The organism is Erwinia sp. MYb375, from assembly GCF_037479175.1.
Lineage (GTDB): Bacteria > Pseudomonadota > Gammaproteobacteria > Enterobacterales > Enterobacteriaceae > Erwinia > Erwinia rhapontici.
Map to the genome: position 1 here is coordinate 635,367 of NZ_JBBGZS010000023.1, position 13,307 is coordinate 648,673.

Sequence of the window (13,307 nt, forward strand, 5' to 3'; positions counted from 1 at the left end):
TCAGACTCCGGCAGTTATGCGGTGAGTGTCCAGCGGGGTATGGCGGCTGAGATTTTCAAACCCCTCTTTCGTGACAACGTAACAATCCCCGATGTTGCAGCCCGCTGACAGCGGCTCCAGCCACTGTGTGTGCATCACAAAAATCATGCCTTCTTCCAGACGATCGTAGTTATGAGAGGAGATGTTGAAACTGTTCTGACCGCCCGCCATGCCGACCGAATGACCCAGGTTCGGGTTATGCGGCCCGTGCGTTGCCGGATAGACGTGCATCAGCCTGCGCCCCTGGGCTTCATAATCGGCATCAGGCACATACTGCTGTGGGATCAGGCGCGCTGTTCCGTCGGGCATCGGTGACCAGTTATAGGGCATGGTGCGCGCCTCCGGGGAGGTCAGCAGACCAGCATCAATCATCGGTGCAAACGCCGCGTTGTTTATATCGCGCATCAGCGCCCCCGGTTTAATCAGCTTTTCGGCCTGCTTCACGCCAGCGGTGCAGGCAGCCAGCACGCGCTCCTGACGTTCAGTTATCTCACCCACCGCAATCATCCGCGCGGTCTGTGCGGTATAGCCGCGCCAGGTCACGTTGGAAATGTACAGATTGATCAGATCGCCCGGCCGCACAACGTGACCATAAGGTTTGCCGCAGTGGGTGCCGAACTCGTTAATGCCAATCTGATAGCCATCACCCGTTTCGCCGCCGAACGCCAGCTGCGCACAGCTGAAGGCCGCATAGATTTCATGATCGGTGACGCCCGGTTTCGTTACATGGTAGGCCGCCTGGGTGCCAATGCTGATGAGCTGTGCGGCAGCGCGGAACATCTCAACTTCACGCGGCGAGCGGACCTTCTGCAAACGCTCAAGGATGGCACTCTCCTCAACATATTTCGCGGCGGGTGTCAGCGATGCCAGCGCCGCCCAGAAGGTTAACGAGGTCCGATCACCGATTTTACCGACCTGCGCTTTTGACAGCCCGAAACGGGCCAGCACCTCGGCACATTTTTCTGCCGTTTTGACCACCGAATCGCCGGGGCGGTCAGCGTATTCGCGGCCAATCGGGCCAATTTGCCAGATTTCATGAACCAGCAGCGGCTCACCACCGGGGGGAAGCAATACCGACTGCGTGAAAAAGGAGAGCAGTACCAGCGGTTTGTCGCTGTCGGTCGGGATAATCAGCACACCTTCACGCATCCAGTCACAGAGATAGCGCAGCCAGGGGTTAGAGGCATGGAACCAGCCAACACTCCCGGCATGGACGATAATCGCGTCATGTCCTGCCTCCACCGCCTGACGACGCACTTTACGCAGACGTTCTTCGAACTCTTCTAACGGTAACGGCAGCGGCGCTGAAAATTCAAAATCCGGCTGGAAATCGGCCAGCAGCGCGCCAATGCGATAGCCAGCGGCCTGAGTCGCATGAGTATTCATAGTCTTTCCTTGTCGTCAAAAAATCAGGGTTGCTGTGGTCGCGGTGCCAGCACGCGCCGGGCGACCAGCAGACCAAGCAGGGTGATCGCGATTAAAATCCCGGAGATGGCCGCAACACGAACGTCGAGCGACTCCTCGATCAGTGCGAACATACGCAGCGGCAAGACGGTGGTGCGGGCATCGGCAAGGAACAGCGAAACCGAGACATTATCCAGAGACTGAATAAACACCAGAAACGCCCCTGCCATAATGCCCGGCATCAGCAGCGGTAAGGTGACGCGGCGCAGCGTCATAAACCAGCTGGCCCCCATCGTGGCCGAGGCTTCCGCGAGCGAAGGGTTCATCCCCTGCGCCACCACCGACACGGCGCGATACATCAGGGGGCCAAACACCACCACATGGCCAAGAATGGTCAGCCACAATGACGGCGGGAAGCCGATAAAATTGGCAACAATCAGCGCAGCCAGCCCGTAGACCAGGCTTGGCAGCACCAGCGGTGCCAGCAGCAACGGTTCGATGGTGCTGACATTTCTGCGTTTCATCCGCGTCATACCGATGGTGGCAGGCACGGCGAAGATCAGCGCACCCAGTACGGCCAGAGCGGCAATTTTTAACGAATTTCCGGCGGCAACGTGCTCCGTGGCTGATCGGACCGGATCTAACAAGGCCTCGTACCAGCGCAGAGAGAAACCCTGCGGCGGGTATTTCAGGGTCTGCCCGGAGGTGAATGACATCATCAGTGCAATCACTATCGGGGCCACCAGATAGATCACGCAAAGCGAGCCAAATCCGTAGACAAAGAGCTTATACAGCAGGCCGGGAACAGGGTTTTCGCGTCGATTAAGCATGACCGTTCAGTCTCCGGTGGCGTGAAATCATCGTGAGTGCGACCAGCAGGCACCCGGTGGACACCAGGAGCACCACGGCAATAGCGGAAGCCAGCGGCCAGTCGAACAGCGTACCCACTTCGCGGTAAATCAGCTGAGGGACATACACATTACGCGCGCCGCCAATCACCGCCTGGGTAACAAATGAACTGCTGGTACTGGCAAACACCAGTATCCAGCCTGCCAGCAGGCCGGGTAGCATCAACGGCAGCAGCACGGTGATCAAAATTCGCCATGCGCCCGCTCCGGACACCTGAGCGGCTTCGGTCAGTTGATAAGGTGTGCGCGACAGAATGGCGATCAGCGGCAGGATGATCAGCGGGAGATCAATCTGGCACATCGCCATCACCAGTCCGGTTTCGGTAAACATCAGACTGGTCGGCATTCCCGTTATCCCCATGGCCATCAGCGCCTCGCTGATCGGCCCCTGGCGGCCAAGGATGACAATCCAGGCAAAGGTGCGTACCACGTTACTGGTCAGCATCGGGATCAGCGTCAGGAAGATCAGCACCTGACGTAAGTGACGCCCGCTGTGCCAGTAAAGCAGGGCAATCGGCACGCCCAGCAGTGTCGTTCCTATGACCGTTTCAATCCCCAGCCTGGCGGTGTTCATCAGCACACGGAAGTTAAAGCTATCACCAAAGAAACGCGCGTAGTGGCTTAACGTGACACCGTCACCGGACGTGAAGCTGAAACCAACCAGAACCGCCAGCGGTGTGGCAAAGAACACCAGTGAAAGCAATAACATGGGGACAACATAAGGAAAGCCGCTCTGTTTCATCACATCACCTTAACCGGCAACCAGGGAATCAAACTGGCGTATCCAGTTATCACGGTTTTTGTTAATCGCAGCCCAGTCCGGGTAGACCAACGATTTCAGCTGCTCACGCGTGACATAGGCAGCAATTGCCGGTGTCAGGGCGACGTTTTTATTGGTCGGGAACATCTCGACGGGGGGTTGCATCAGTGCGGTTTGTGCCGCCTGAGAGATGGCGGCATCCATATAGGCATAGGCCGCATCGAGATTTTTACTGCCTTTGGTGAGATGAATATTCACCGGGGCGGCCGGTGAGCCACTCTCCGGGTGCACGAACTCCGCGTTTAACCCCAGGCTTTTCAGTCGCGCCACATTGCCGGTACTGCACATAAACACGGCAATTTCACCCTGCTGGAACAGCGTCATCTGATGGTTGGTACTGTCAACGATGCTCGTCAGCTGCTCCGGGTGTTCCTTAAACAGTTTAAAGACCGCGGCCATGTCATCCGGGCCTGTCCCGTAAATTTTTGCCAGCTCGGTATACGCCATGACGGCGGTGTTCGAGGCAAATCCGGTCCAGGACACCAGGCCTTTGTATGCCGGGTTCTCGAACAGGTCGCGGTAGCCTTTAGGGCGCGGCACCAAATCGGGATTGTAGGCGATGCCGTTAACCTCAACGGTGACCGTCGGGCCATATTCGCCCTGGAATGCCGGATCGAGCAGGTTCCAGTTTTTCAGGCGTGACGGATCAATTTTCTGGATCAGATCCTTTTCAATAGCGACTGTCATCTGTCCAGGCGACATCAACAGCGTGTCGTAAGGCGGTTTTCCGGGGCTGGCCAGCACTTTTGCCAGCTGGTCCTGGGCCATCGCAGGGGACACCGTCAGGTCAAAACCCTCTTTTTTCAATATCGGCGTCAGGATAGTGCGATACGCATCTTCCCAGTTCCCCGGGAACGTCGCGGCGACGGCGGTTCCACTGCCTGCGGCGGCAAGCGCACGCAGTGAAAACGGCAGCATGGCGGAAGCGGCGACACCCGCCATTAACTGACCAAACCGACGACGACTGATTTCTACATTTTTCATAGTGTTCACCTGGGTTATTGATTCATGGGAAGCGGTTCAGCCGGGAAGGCATGACAGCGGGCAGTGTCAATCTCAGCAAAAAGTTGTGATCCGGGTTCGGGGATAAACGTTGATGGTCCGCGTACCTCTGACGCTTTCAGACGGGTGCCGTCTTCCAGTGCCAGGTCATGCAGCAGCGTTGGCCCGAGCGGCACCGATACTGTCATGCGTACGGGCTGGGTGTTTTCCCCTGGCTGCAAACAAAGCCGCACCTCTTCAGGACGGAAAGTCAGCGTCACTTTTGAACCGGTAGTGAAGTTCAGACGGCGCGGCAGGCGCACGGTGCTCTGGTCGGGCAGGCCGATCAATGTGGTGTCGTTATCGAAACGCAGCACGGTACCTTGCAGCTGATTGGTCTGACCGATAAACGTATTCACGAACAGTGTTTTCGGTTGGTCATACACCGCCATCGGTGTATCAATCTGTTCAACGTTCCCTTTGTTCATCAGCACCAGACGACTGGCGAGACTCTGCGCTTCTTCCTGGTCGTGAGTAACGATGAGCGTGGTAATGCCCAGGGTTTTTTGCAGGTGCAGCAATTCAACCTGCAGATCGAAACGCAGCGCCCGATCCAGTGCGCCAAAAGGTTCATCAAGCAGCAGCAGTGAAGGGCGGCCGGCAATGGCGCGGGCCACGGCAACACGCTGCTGCTGGCCACCGGATAGCTCGCGCGGCAGGCGATGACCAAACTCGTTCAATCTGACGAGGGAGAGCATCTCCTCCACGCGCTGCTTACGTTCCGCGCGGGATATCTGCTGACAGGCCAGCGGATAAGCAATGTTCTCTGCCACGGTGAGATGGGGGAACAACGCATAGTTTTGAAATACCATGCCAATGCCGCGCGCCCTGGCTGACACGTTGGCGAGCTCCTGATCCCCCAGAACAATCTTGCCTGTCTTCGGCTGGATTAGCCCGGCGATGGCTCGCAGCACGGTGGATTTACCACAACCACTTGGCCCGAGCAGCGCCACAATTTCACCCGGCTCAATGGTAAATGACACATCACTCACCGCGTTGTTGCCACCGTAACTGTGGGTCAGTCCCTGCACGCTCAGGCGCTTACGTTCAAGGGTATGTTGCTTATCTTGCATAGGGCTTCCCTGGTGATGAGTCGCTGTCATAAGACGAATGGGTTGATGACAAGGAAACTGCAAGCCGTATGCCAGAGTGTTGGGAAGTGGTGCGAGAGATAATCTAATACATTGAAATAAAACAATTATTAAATTAAATATAACATTCGCAACTCTGTGCGAATTAAATTACACCTTATAATTCGAAAGAAAATTCCTTACTTGAAATGACGATTGTGGTGCAGAAAGGGCATTATTTTGGTGCAAATAATCACCAGCAGCGCGCAGAAACAGACGATAAAATCCCCTTTTTTCGCAAAATGACCGCCCATAAAGATGACGGAAAGCCCGTTCTGTCAGGTTTCTGACGTACTGGCAGTACAATTACGATGATGTCATATGAATATTTATGCGAAAGTTTGTTATACAAAATAAAATAAAAAATATAGCAATTAATTATCAATGAGATACGTTAAATGTCATGACGAAAAAGGGTCGGTGGCATAAGGCTTGCAACATCCTGAGCTATCACTCAGTGATTTGTTAACCTTAAAGGAATCGTCAATGAAGTTAGGCATCGATGGGTTGAAACTACCTTAATTAAAAAACCGCGGCCCGCTGGCCAGCCTGGATCATGTTAAATCTCTCGGGCTTCAGGGCATCTTCTTCAGCACGGTGCTGGATATGAGCCCCGATCTGGACAGCGGTTTACTGCGGGATATCCGCGCAAAAGCCGATGAACTGGGTCTGTATCTGGAAAGCGGCCTCGGAAAAATCAACCCTTATTGCAGCGCAGAAGCACCAGAACTGCGGGCCATCGGCAATGGCGATATTATTGCAGGGCTGACCCGCATGATTGAAGCCAGCGCAGCGATTGGCTGCCGGGAAATGTGGGTTTCACCGGGTAATTTTAAACCTGCCTATCCTGGCCGTCTGGCGGCCGACCGTTTCCGTACCGATGTCACATGGGAAGAGCAGCTGGCAGGCATGGCAAATGTCATGCGCAAGCTGGCCCCGGTTGCCCGCGCTCACGGCGTGCATATGAATATCGAGACTCACGATGAGATCACCTCTTTCGAAATACTGCGGATGATTGAGGCCGTAGGGGAAGAGTGCGCGGGGGTGGTGCTGGATACTGCCAATATGCTGCAACGCGGCGAAGACCCGGTGCTGGCCACTCAACGCCTGGCCCCCTGGGTGCGTCAGACCCATATTAAAGATGCGTACATTGGACGCGCTCCGGGGGGACTGGATTTTCAGCCGCGCCCATGTGGCAGCGGCGTGGTGGATTTTGCTGCTATTCTGTCGATTCTGGCACAGGTCAACCCACAGCTGAATCTGTCGCTGGAAATCGCCCAATCGACCGACGATAATCGACGCCGTCCTCATCCGCGTCAGTGTATTCAGATTGACGATCCGCTCTGGCGCGCCGGGCATCCCGACCTGACGGCCAGCGAGCTGGAGGCGTATTTTGCCACCATTGATGCCTGTGCTCAGCGCGTTGCCGCTGGCGAGGTTGAAGACTGGGAGAGTTATGAACGTACCCGTTACGGTTACCCAAGCTACGAGCATCAGTCTTACGGCTTTAATGAAGCGATTCGTTTTATTCAGCAATCGGCAGCACATATCCGGGCCATCTGTCGCGCTCAGGGCATCGTGTTATAACCCGGTTACGTATCAATATGATTATCACGATATAGAAGGCAGTCACCGTTGTGTTGCGGTAACGTACTCAGCATGCGGTCAGGGTTCAGACAGAGGATGAACAAGCTAATGAAAAAAACGCGTGCCAGGGCGACACCGGTTGCTAGCGCCGACAGTCATGATGACGTATCCGAGCGGATTCGCGTCACGCTGGCGGCGGCAATTGGTGAAGGGGCGCTAAAGCCCGGCAGTAAAATTCTTGAGGAAGCTATCGCCGAACATTTCGGCGTGAGCCGGACGGTGGTGCGGGGCGCGCTGGGCGTGCTGGAAAGCGATCATCTGCTGGAGCGCAAAAGAAATCGCGGCACTTTTGTTGCCGAACCGAGCGTTGAGCAGGCCAGGCACTTGTTTGAAGCCCGGCGTCAGTTGGAGGGTATCCTGCTGGCGTTCGTGGTGGATCGGGCCACCCCAGAGCAGCTGGATAGCCTGGAAAAGCTGGCAGATGAAGAAGAACAGATCCATCATCATGGCGACGAGAAATCGAAAACAGTGTTGTCCGGCAAGTTCCATATCGTTCTGGCAGAGCTGGCCGGTAATCCGGTGTTGACCGAGATGCTGACGAAGATTGTTGCGCGGCTGTCGCTGGTGATGTCGCTGTATGAGGAGGATCGCAAAGATGATTGCGGTGCTGACCACCATCGCCAGATTGTCGCGGCGCTCAAAGCGAAAGATTTAGGTAAGGCCCGGGCGTTGATGGACCACCATCTTGCCGATATTGAGGGGCGGGTGCGGCTGACGGAAGGCCATGGTGACCGGCATTCCTTTATGTCGATGTTGGAAAACTTTTCCTGAGCCGACATCACAGTATTGTCACCAGGAGCGCAGATAATGTTAACTGGCTCCTCAACTGATAACGGGATTATAACGATGACGGAGAACATTTCTGCTCAGTGCCACTGCGGCGCAGTGGCCTTTAACGTGACGCTTATCGATGGCCTGAATAGCGCGCGGCGCTGCAACTGCACTTTTTGCCGGATGCGGGGCGCCGTGGTGGTGTTTGCGTCAGCAATCGATGTGATAAAGGGCAAAGAAGCCCTGACGGAGTATCGGTTTAACAGCCGCGAAGTGGCGCACCATTTCTGTTCTGTCTGCGGCATCTATACCTTTCACCAGAGCCGCTCTAATCCTCATCAGTACGGGGTCAATGCGGCCTGCCTGGAAGGCGTATCGCCGTTTGATTTTAACGCTTTGAATGTCACTGACGGAGTAAATCATCCGAAGGATGGCGGTGCAGGCGGGGTGGCGGGAGTATTATCGTACGTCCCCAGCGAGAGGAAATAACGCAGGCGTTGAGAAAAAGGGTAAGCGGCATGGATCCGCTTACCCACAGGGGTTACTGAACGTCGAAACGGTCGAGATTCATGACTTTCGTCCAGGCAGCGACGAAATCGAGCACAAACTGATGCTGGTAACTGTCACTGGCATACACTTCCGCCAGTGAACGCAGTATCGCGTTGGAACCAAACACCAGATCTGCACGTGTTGCGGTGTATTTCAGTTGACCAGTGGTACGATCGTGCCCTTCATAATATTCTTTAGTGTCATCACTGGCGCGCCAGACGGTGCCCATATCTAACAGATTGACAAAGAAATCATTGCTGAGCACACCCACACGGTCGGTAAACACACCGTGCGGCGTGTTATCGACGTTCGCCCCGATCACACGCAGCCCACCGATTAACACCGTCAATTCAGGTGCGGTCAGCGTAAGTTGCTGCGCTTTGTCGATCAGCATATTTTCTGTCGATGCACTGCTTCTGCCACTTTTGTAGTTACGGAAACCGTCAGCAACCGGTTCAAGTACCGCAAAGGAAGCCACATCCGTTTGCTCAATGCGCGCATCCACACGGCCAGGTAAGAAGGGCACATCGATCAGGACGCCCGCGGCTGCGGCCGCTTTTTCAACGCCCACGGTGCCTGCCAGAACAATCGTATCGGCGAGGGAGAGTTTCCCTGACTGCTGTTGAATCGCCTCAAGCTGAGGTAGCACACCACTGGCGATACGGTTAACTTCCCAGTGACGTTGCGGCTCAAGGGCCAGACGCGCACCGTTGGCACCACCGCGTTTATCGCCACCACGGAAAGTGGAGGCAGAGGCCCACGCCACTGAGACTAACTCACTAACGGACAGCGATGAGTCCGCAATCCGCTTTTTCACCGCGGCGATATCCGCAGGCACCGGGTGGTGAACGGCGGCTGGCAACGGATCCTGCCAGATAAAATCTTCCGCCGGGATTTCAGGCCCCAGATAGATACTTTTCGGCCCCAGATCGCGGTGGGTCAGTTTGAACCAGGCGCGGGCAAAGGCGGCATTGAAGGCATTGTGATCGTTCAGGAAACGACGTGAGATTTTCTCGAATTCCGGGTCAAAACGTAACGTCAGGTCGGTTACCAGCATCGTCGGTTTACGTTTTTTCGTTGCATCAAACGGATCGGGGATCAGGTCTTCTGCGTCTTTAGCTTCAAACTGGATCGCGCCCGCCGGGCTGCGGGTCTGCACCCACTCATATTTGAACAGGTTCTCGAAAAAGTAATGGCTCCAGTGCATCGGCGTCTGGCTCCAGATCACTTCCAGGCCTGAGGTGATGCTGTCCGCGCCGATGCCCGAACCGTGAGTGCTGGCCCAGCCAAGTCCCTGCTGTTCAAGCGATGCCGCTTCAGGTTCAGCGCCAACGTGGGTCGCTTCGCCCGCGCCGTGGGTTTTACCCAGCGTATGGCCACCGGCAATCAGCGCAACGATCTCTTCGTCATCCATCGCCATATTGCCGAAGGTTGCCCGGATGGCCGCCGCTGCTGATGCCGGGTCGCCGCTGGCATTCGGGCCTTCAGGGTTAACGTAGATCAGCCCCATTTCAGTGGCTGACAGAGGATTGCTGGCGAGACTTTCCGGGTGACGGTGCGTCAGCCATTCTTTTTCATCGCCCCAGTTCACGTCCAGATCGGGTTCCCAGACATCCTGGCGGCCCGCCGCAAAGCCAATCGTCTGGAAACCGGAGTTTTCCAGTGCCACATTCCCCGCCAGAATAATCAGGTCAGCCCAGGAGATCTGTTGACCGTATTTTTGCTTCACCGGCCACAGCAGACGTCGCGCTTTATCCAGGCTGACGTTATCCGGCCAGGAGTTGAGCGGGGCGAAACGCTGCTGACCGCGCCCGGCACCGCCACGGCCATCCACCATGCGGTAGGTGCCAGCACTGTGCCAGGCCATACGAATAAACAGCCCGGCATAGTTACCCCAGTCAGCGGGCCACCACGGCTGAGAATCGGTCAGTAATGCTTTGAGGTCGGCTTTAAGGGCAGGGTAATCAAGCTTCTTGAATTCTTCACGATAGTTAAAATCAACGCCGAGGGGATTGGAACGGTTGGAATGCTGGCTCAGAAGATCGACTCTTAGCTGTTTTGGCCACCAGTCATTGCTACTGGTGCCACTGCCAGCAATGGGTTTGGCGGCTCCCGCGTGGAAAGGACACTGCGCGGCTGAAGCATTTGGGTTTTCCGACGATTGGCTCATTTCTCTATCCACCTTTTTATTGTGTGGTTTTAAAATAGTGCATTCTGAGCGTGCGGTACATCTGGATAACCCTATTAATGTGATAGAGAATAAGGAGGTGGCTAACAAAGGGAGTTGAGTGGCCACGTTGCCGATGGCCACATGAGTAAGTTAGTGTTTGTCACCCACTGGCAGGATACTGCGACCAAATTGCTCGTTCAGCACTTCAGCCATTGCCAGATAAAACGCGCTGCCTCCGCAGACCACCCCCATCCAGCCAGCAATGTGAATGATCGCCGGGTTATCCACCAGATGGCCAATCGCCAGCAGGGCGAACAGCACGGTCAGGCTGAAGAACACACATTGAAGTGCGCGGTTGCCTGCCAGGGTGCCGAAGAACATGAATAACGTAAACACGCCCCACAGACCCAGATACGCCCCGAGGAAATGCCCGTTTACTGCGTCTGTCAGGCCCATTTTCGGCATCAATAAAATAGCGACCAGCGTCAGCCAGAAGCAACCGTAAGAGGTAAACGCAGTTAAACCGAAGGTGTTGCCTTTTTTATATTCCAGCAGACCCGCGAATATTTGTGCGATGCCGCCATAAAAGATACCCATTGCCAGGATAATACCATCCATTGGGAAAAAACCTATATTATGCAGGTTCAGTAGAATGGTGGTCATGCCAAAACCCATCAGGCCCAACGGAGCCGGATTAGCTAACTTAACGGTGCCCATAAATCCCCAGAAATATTGATTAAAATGTTAAAAGGCTTCACCCCTCGCCAGCACTCCCTGGCAGGGCGCGAGATCATAATCAGAGCCCATCAAAGCGTCTTTGATCTAAAGAGGGTGAAACTCATTATTTATATTCTTAGGACCTGGTGAGTTTCTCAGTCTGTGCAATCGGTGCGTATAAAATAGAACGCGTAAAAGAAATGTTGTAAAATTCTCGCGCATTCGTTGTGGCCGATTTTTTTATGTAACAATTGAAAAACATTTCCTGTTGTTGGCTGGATTATTTTGGCCTCAGACGTTTCGAAAATTACATATTGTACGGTCAGAGATTACAACCTTATTGCCAGGGCGAAAGACAAAATATGGTAAACACCACTCTCGAACAGCGAATCTATGAACTTGTCAGAGCCCATGACGGATTTTCCCTTTTTAAGAAGATGGAACTGGCACCAACAACGGATTTTGATTCGGATCTGCGACTGGAAGATGATGAAGCATTAGCACTTATGGATGATTTTTTCTCCAGGTTTAGTGTTGAGCGTGGGAATTTTTCTATCACAACCTACTATCCACCAGAACCACCCTTAAGTGAGCGACTTAATCCATTTCGTAAAAGCCATATTCCTCAAGTGCCAGATTTCACTATCAATATGCTGATCGAATCCGCCAGAGCTGGCCGCTGGTTATATGACTGATTCAAAGCCGAAGACTATTTTTTAAGGGTAATCAGTGCCCCGAAACAGCTTTCCCTCTCAGGAAAGCTGTTTCTGATTGAGACTCAGGCCGCCGTTCTTTTAATCGCCAACCGATGCCCATGGCGGAAGAACAGCAACCCGGCTGCGGAGAAACCGATCAGAGCAATAAACATGACCGGCGGTGGTGTATAGCTGAGTAAAAATCCACACAGTACGGGGTTAACGGCACCGCCGATATTGCTCAGGTTCTGTACACCGTAGTAACTGCCTTTCATATTATCGGGCGCGATGAAATCGATGAACATATATTCCACGGGGATTACAATCAGCTCGCCGAAACTGAAAATCACCATCGCTATCATCCACAGCAGTATCGATGGCCCCGCGAGCATAAAGCCGGCCAGACCGAGGATAAAGAATAACGTGCCGAAAAATAACCATCTCAGCAGGTTGTCCTGTTTCATGCGGCTGCTCATCACGTACTGAAAGGCAATAACAATCACCGCGTTGGTGATCATAATGGCGCCAATCACTTTATAGGCGTAAGCGGCATCCGCGATAATAATCAGGTACTGCGACAGATATCCGGTGAACTGCCCAAAAACAATCGCACCGAAGGTGCTGCCCAGCGTGAAATAGATCAGACAGCGGTCACGCATCATAATAGCGAAGGTCTGGCGTAAGTCGGGTTTTTCCAGCGGCTTTAGCTCAACATCGTTACGCGCAGGGCTGTTGGGGATATTGCGTAATCCCACCATCAGCGCAATAACCGTGACCAGCGCCAGAGTGCCCGAAATCATAAACGGTAGCGTTGGGTCAAACCCCGCCAGCCAGACACCTAATGAAGAGCCAACGGCCCAACCCACATTGATCAACGTGTAGTTCATCGAGAATGCTTTAACGCGTTTCTCGACGGGAAGCCACGCGGCAATGCAGGCTTTGATAGTGATGCTCAGTAGCGCATAGGATGCGTTGAGCAGGGCGATCACAACGACCACACTGCCGACCTCTGGCAGAAGCGGCAACAGGAAAAAACTGAGGGCGAACAGACTGATAGAGACACCAATCAACAGGCGGTGGCTGAATTTATCGACCAGATAGCCGCCGTAGAGACTGCTGAAAATACCGATAGCAAGGCTTGCCCCCATAATGATGCCGACACTTTTGGGCAGCAGATGATAGTGCTCGGTCAGGTAAATGGTCAGAAAGGGCAGCGTGACCCCACGGCCAATTGTCAGCACCAGTGAGCCAGCAAGCAGGGCAAGAATAATTGGCGGCATTCCTTTCATTTATTACATTCATCCATCAATTTATTAACAACCAGACCTGTTACTCTACTCTGTTATCAGGCATTTTTTGTGTCGTAAAACCATAATGTTTCAAGGTGTTAACTGGAGAAAAAACTATAGAAATATC

The 13,307-nt window shown here is 54.0% G+C and carries 12 protein-coding genes and 1 pseudogene; 5 read left to right on the plus strand and 8 right to left on the minus strand.

Features of this window, described 5'->3' with window-relative positions:
- Genes WH279_RS15940 through WH279_RS15960 form a run of 5 tightly spaced genes read right to left on the minus strand, consistent with a single transcriptional unit; the run spans position 1 to position 5,285 of the window.
- On the minus strand, positions 1–1,425 hold the full coding sequence (locus WH279_RS15940; RefSeq protein ID WP_339457677.1) for a M24 family metallopeptidase: 1,425 nt from the start codon (positions 1,423–1,425) through the stop codon (positions 1–3).
- A 23-nt stretch (positions 1,426–1,448) separates the two neighbouring features.
- Positions 1,449–2,273, minus strand: coding sequence for an ABC transporter permease (locus WH279_RS15945; protein ID WP_133846549.1), 825 nt, complete (start codon positions 2,271–2,273; stop codon positions 1,449–1,451).
- Entirely contained in the window at positions 2,266–3,093 is an 828-nt protein-coding gene (locus tag WH279_RS15950; RefSeq protein WP_339457678.1) for an ABC transporter permease, read from the minus strand. The genes WH279_RS15945 and WH279_RS15950 overlap by 8 nt, the downstream gene beginning before the upstream one ends.
- 9 nt (positions 3,094–3,102) lie before the next feature.
- Entirely contained in the window at positions 3,103–4,155 is a 1,053-nt protein-coding gene (locus WH279_RS15955; RefSeq protein ID WP_339457679.1) for an ABC transporter substrate-binding protein, read from the minus strand.
- 14 nt (positions 4,156–4,169) lie between these two features.
- Positions 4,170–5,285 (minus strand): ABC transporter ATP-binding protein, encoded by a 1,116-nt coding sequence (locus tag WH279_RS15960; RefSeq protein ID WP_339457680.1) that lies wholly within the window; start codon positions 5,283–5,285, stop codon positions 4,170–4,172.
- 606 nt (positions 5,286–5,891) lie between these two features.
- Between WH279_RS15960 and WH279_RS15965 the strand changes: the two genes are divergently transcribed.
- From WH279_RS15965 to WH279_RS15975, 3 genes are all read left to right on the plus strand, one after another.
- Positions 5,892–6,929: a sugar phosphate isomerase/epimerase family protein gene (locus WH279_RS15965; protein WP_339458741.1), complete on the plus strand. Its 1,038-nt coding sequence runs from the start codon at positions 5,892–5,894 to the stop codon at positions 6,927–6,929.
- A gap of 108 nt (positions 6,930–7,037) precedes the next feature.
- Positions 7,038–7,760, plus strand: a complete 723-nt coding sequence (locus tag WH279_RS15970; RefSeq protein ID WP_159338145.1) for a GntR family transcriptional regulator — start codon at positions 7,038–7,040, stop codon at positions 7,758–7,760.
- 75 nt (positions 7,761–7,835) lie between these two features.
- Positions 7,836–8,249, plus strand: coding sequence for a GFA family protein (locus WH279_RS15975; RefSeq protein WP_339457681.1), 414 nt, complete (start codon positions 7,836–7,838; stop codon positions 8,247–8,249).
- Between the two features lie 52 nt (positions 8,250–8,301).
- Here the strand turns inward: WH279_RS15975 and katG are convergent, their stop codons facing one another.
- Positions 8,302–10,479: a catalase/peroxidase HPI gene (gene katG / locus WH279_RS15980; RefSeq protein ID WP_339457682.1), complete on the minus strand. Its 2,178-nt coding sequence runs from the start codon at positions 10,477–10,479 to the stop codon at positions 8,302–8,304.
- Between the two features lie 150 nt (positions 10,480–10,629).
- Complete coding sequence (satP, locus tag WH279_RS15985) at positions 10,630–11,196, minus strand: acetate uptake transporter (protein WP_339457683.1); 567 nt, start codon at positions 11,194–11,196, stop codon at positions 10,630–10,632.
- A gap of 255 nt (positions 11,197–11,451) precedes the next feature.
- On the opposite strand from satP, the pseudogene WH279_RS22775 reads away from it, so the two are divergent.
- Both WH279_RS22775 and WH279_RS15990 read left to right on the plus strand, forming a co-directional pair.
- Positions 11,452–11,565 (plus strand): annotated as a pseudogene (locus WH279_RS22775) (STM2901 family protein); the annotation flags it as partial.
- Positions 11,559–11,891, plus strand: a complete 333-nt coding sequence (locus WH279_RS15990) for a DUF1493 family protein (protein ID WP_339457684.1) — start codon at positions 11,559–11,561, stop codon at positions 11,889–11,891. The pseudogene WH279_RS22775 and the gene WH279_RS15990, both read left to right, overlap by 7 nt.
- Before the next feature lie 83 nt (positions 11,892–11,974).
- Here WH279_RS15990 and WH279_RS15995 read toward each other — a convergent pair whose 3' ends face one another.
- Positions 11,975–13,180: an MFS transporter gene (locus WH279_RS15995; RefSeq protein ID WP_339457685.1), complete on the minus strand. Its 1,206-nt coding sequence runs from the start codon at positions 13,178–13,180 to the stop codon at positions 11,975–11,977.
- Positions 13,181–13,307: the final 127 nt, after the last annotated feature.

What these genes read in the sequence shown, in the direction of transcription:
- WH279_RS15955 (WP_339457679.1), bottom strand. Translation starts at nt 4,155, where the DNA reads ATGAAAAATGTAGAAATCAGTCGTCGTCGGTTTGGTCAGTTAATGGCG.
- WH279_RS15975 (WP_339457681.1), top strand. Translation starts at nt 7,836, where the DNA reads ATGACGGAGAACATTTCTGCTCAGTGCCACTGCGGCGCAGTGGCCTTT.
- WH279_RS15990 (WP_339457684.1), top strand. Translation starts at nt 11,559, where the DNA reads ATGGTAAACACCACTCTCGAACAGCGAATCTATGAACTTGTCAGAGCC.
- WH279_RS15940 (WP_339457677.1), bottom strand. Translation starts at nt 1,425, where the DNA reads ATGAATACTCATGCGACTCAGGCCGCTGGCTATCGCATTGGCGCGCTG.
- WH279_RS15995 (WP_339457685.1), bottom strand. Translation starts at nt 13,180, where the DNA reads ATGAAAGGAATGCCGCCAATTATTCTTGCCCTGCTTGCTGGCTCACTG.
- WH279_RS15950 (WP_339457678.1), bottom strand. Translation starts at nt 3,093, where the DNA reads ATGAAACAGAGCGGCTTTCCTTATGTTGTCCCCATGTTATTGCTTTCA.
- katG (WP_339457682.1), bottom strand. Translation starts at nt 10,479, where the DNA reads ATGAGCCAATCGTCGGAAAACCCAAATGCTTCAGCCGCGCAGTGTCCT.
- satP (WP_339457683.1), bottom strand. Translation starts at nt 11,196, where the DNA reads ATGGGCACCGTTAAGTTAGCTAATCCGGCTCCGTTGGGCCTGATGGGT.
- WH279_RS15960 (WP_339457680.1), bottom strand. Translation starts at nt 5,285, where the DNA reads ATGCAAGATAAGCAACATACCCTTGAACGTAAGCGCCTGAGCGTGCAG.
- WH279_RS15970 (WP_159338145.1), top strand. Translation starts at nt 7,038, where the DNA reads ATGAAAAAAACGCGTGCCAGGGCGACACCGGTTGCTAGCGCCGACAGT.
- WH279_RS15945 (WP_133846549.1), bottom strand. Translation starts at nt 2,273, where the DNA reads ATGCTTAATCGACGCGAAAACCCTGTTCCCGGCCTGCTGTATAAGCTC.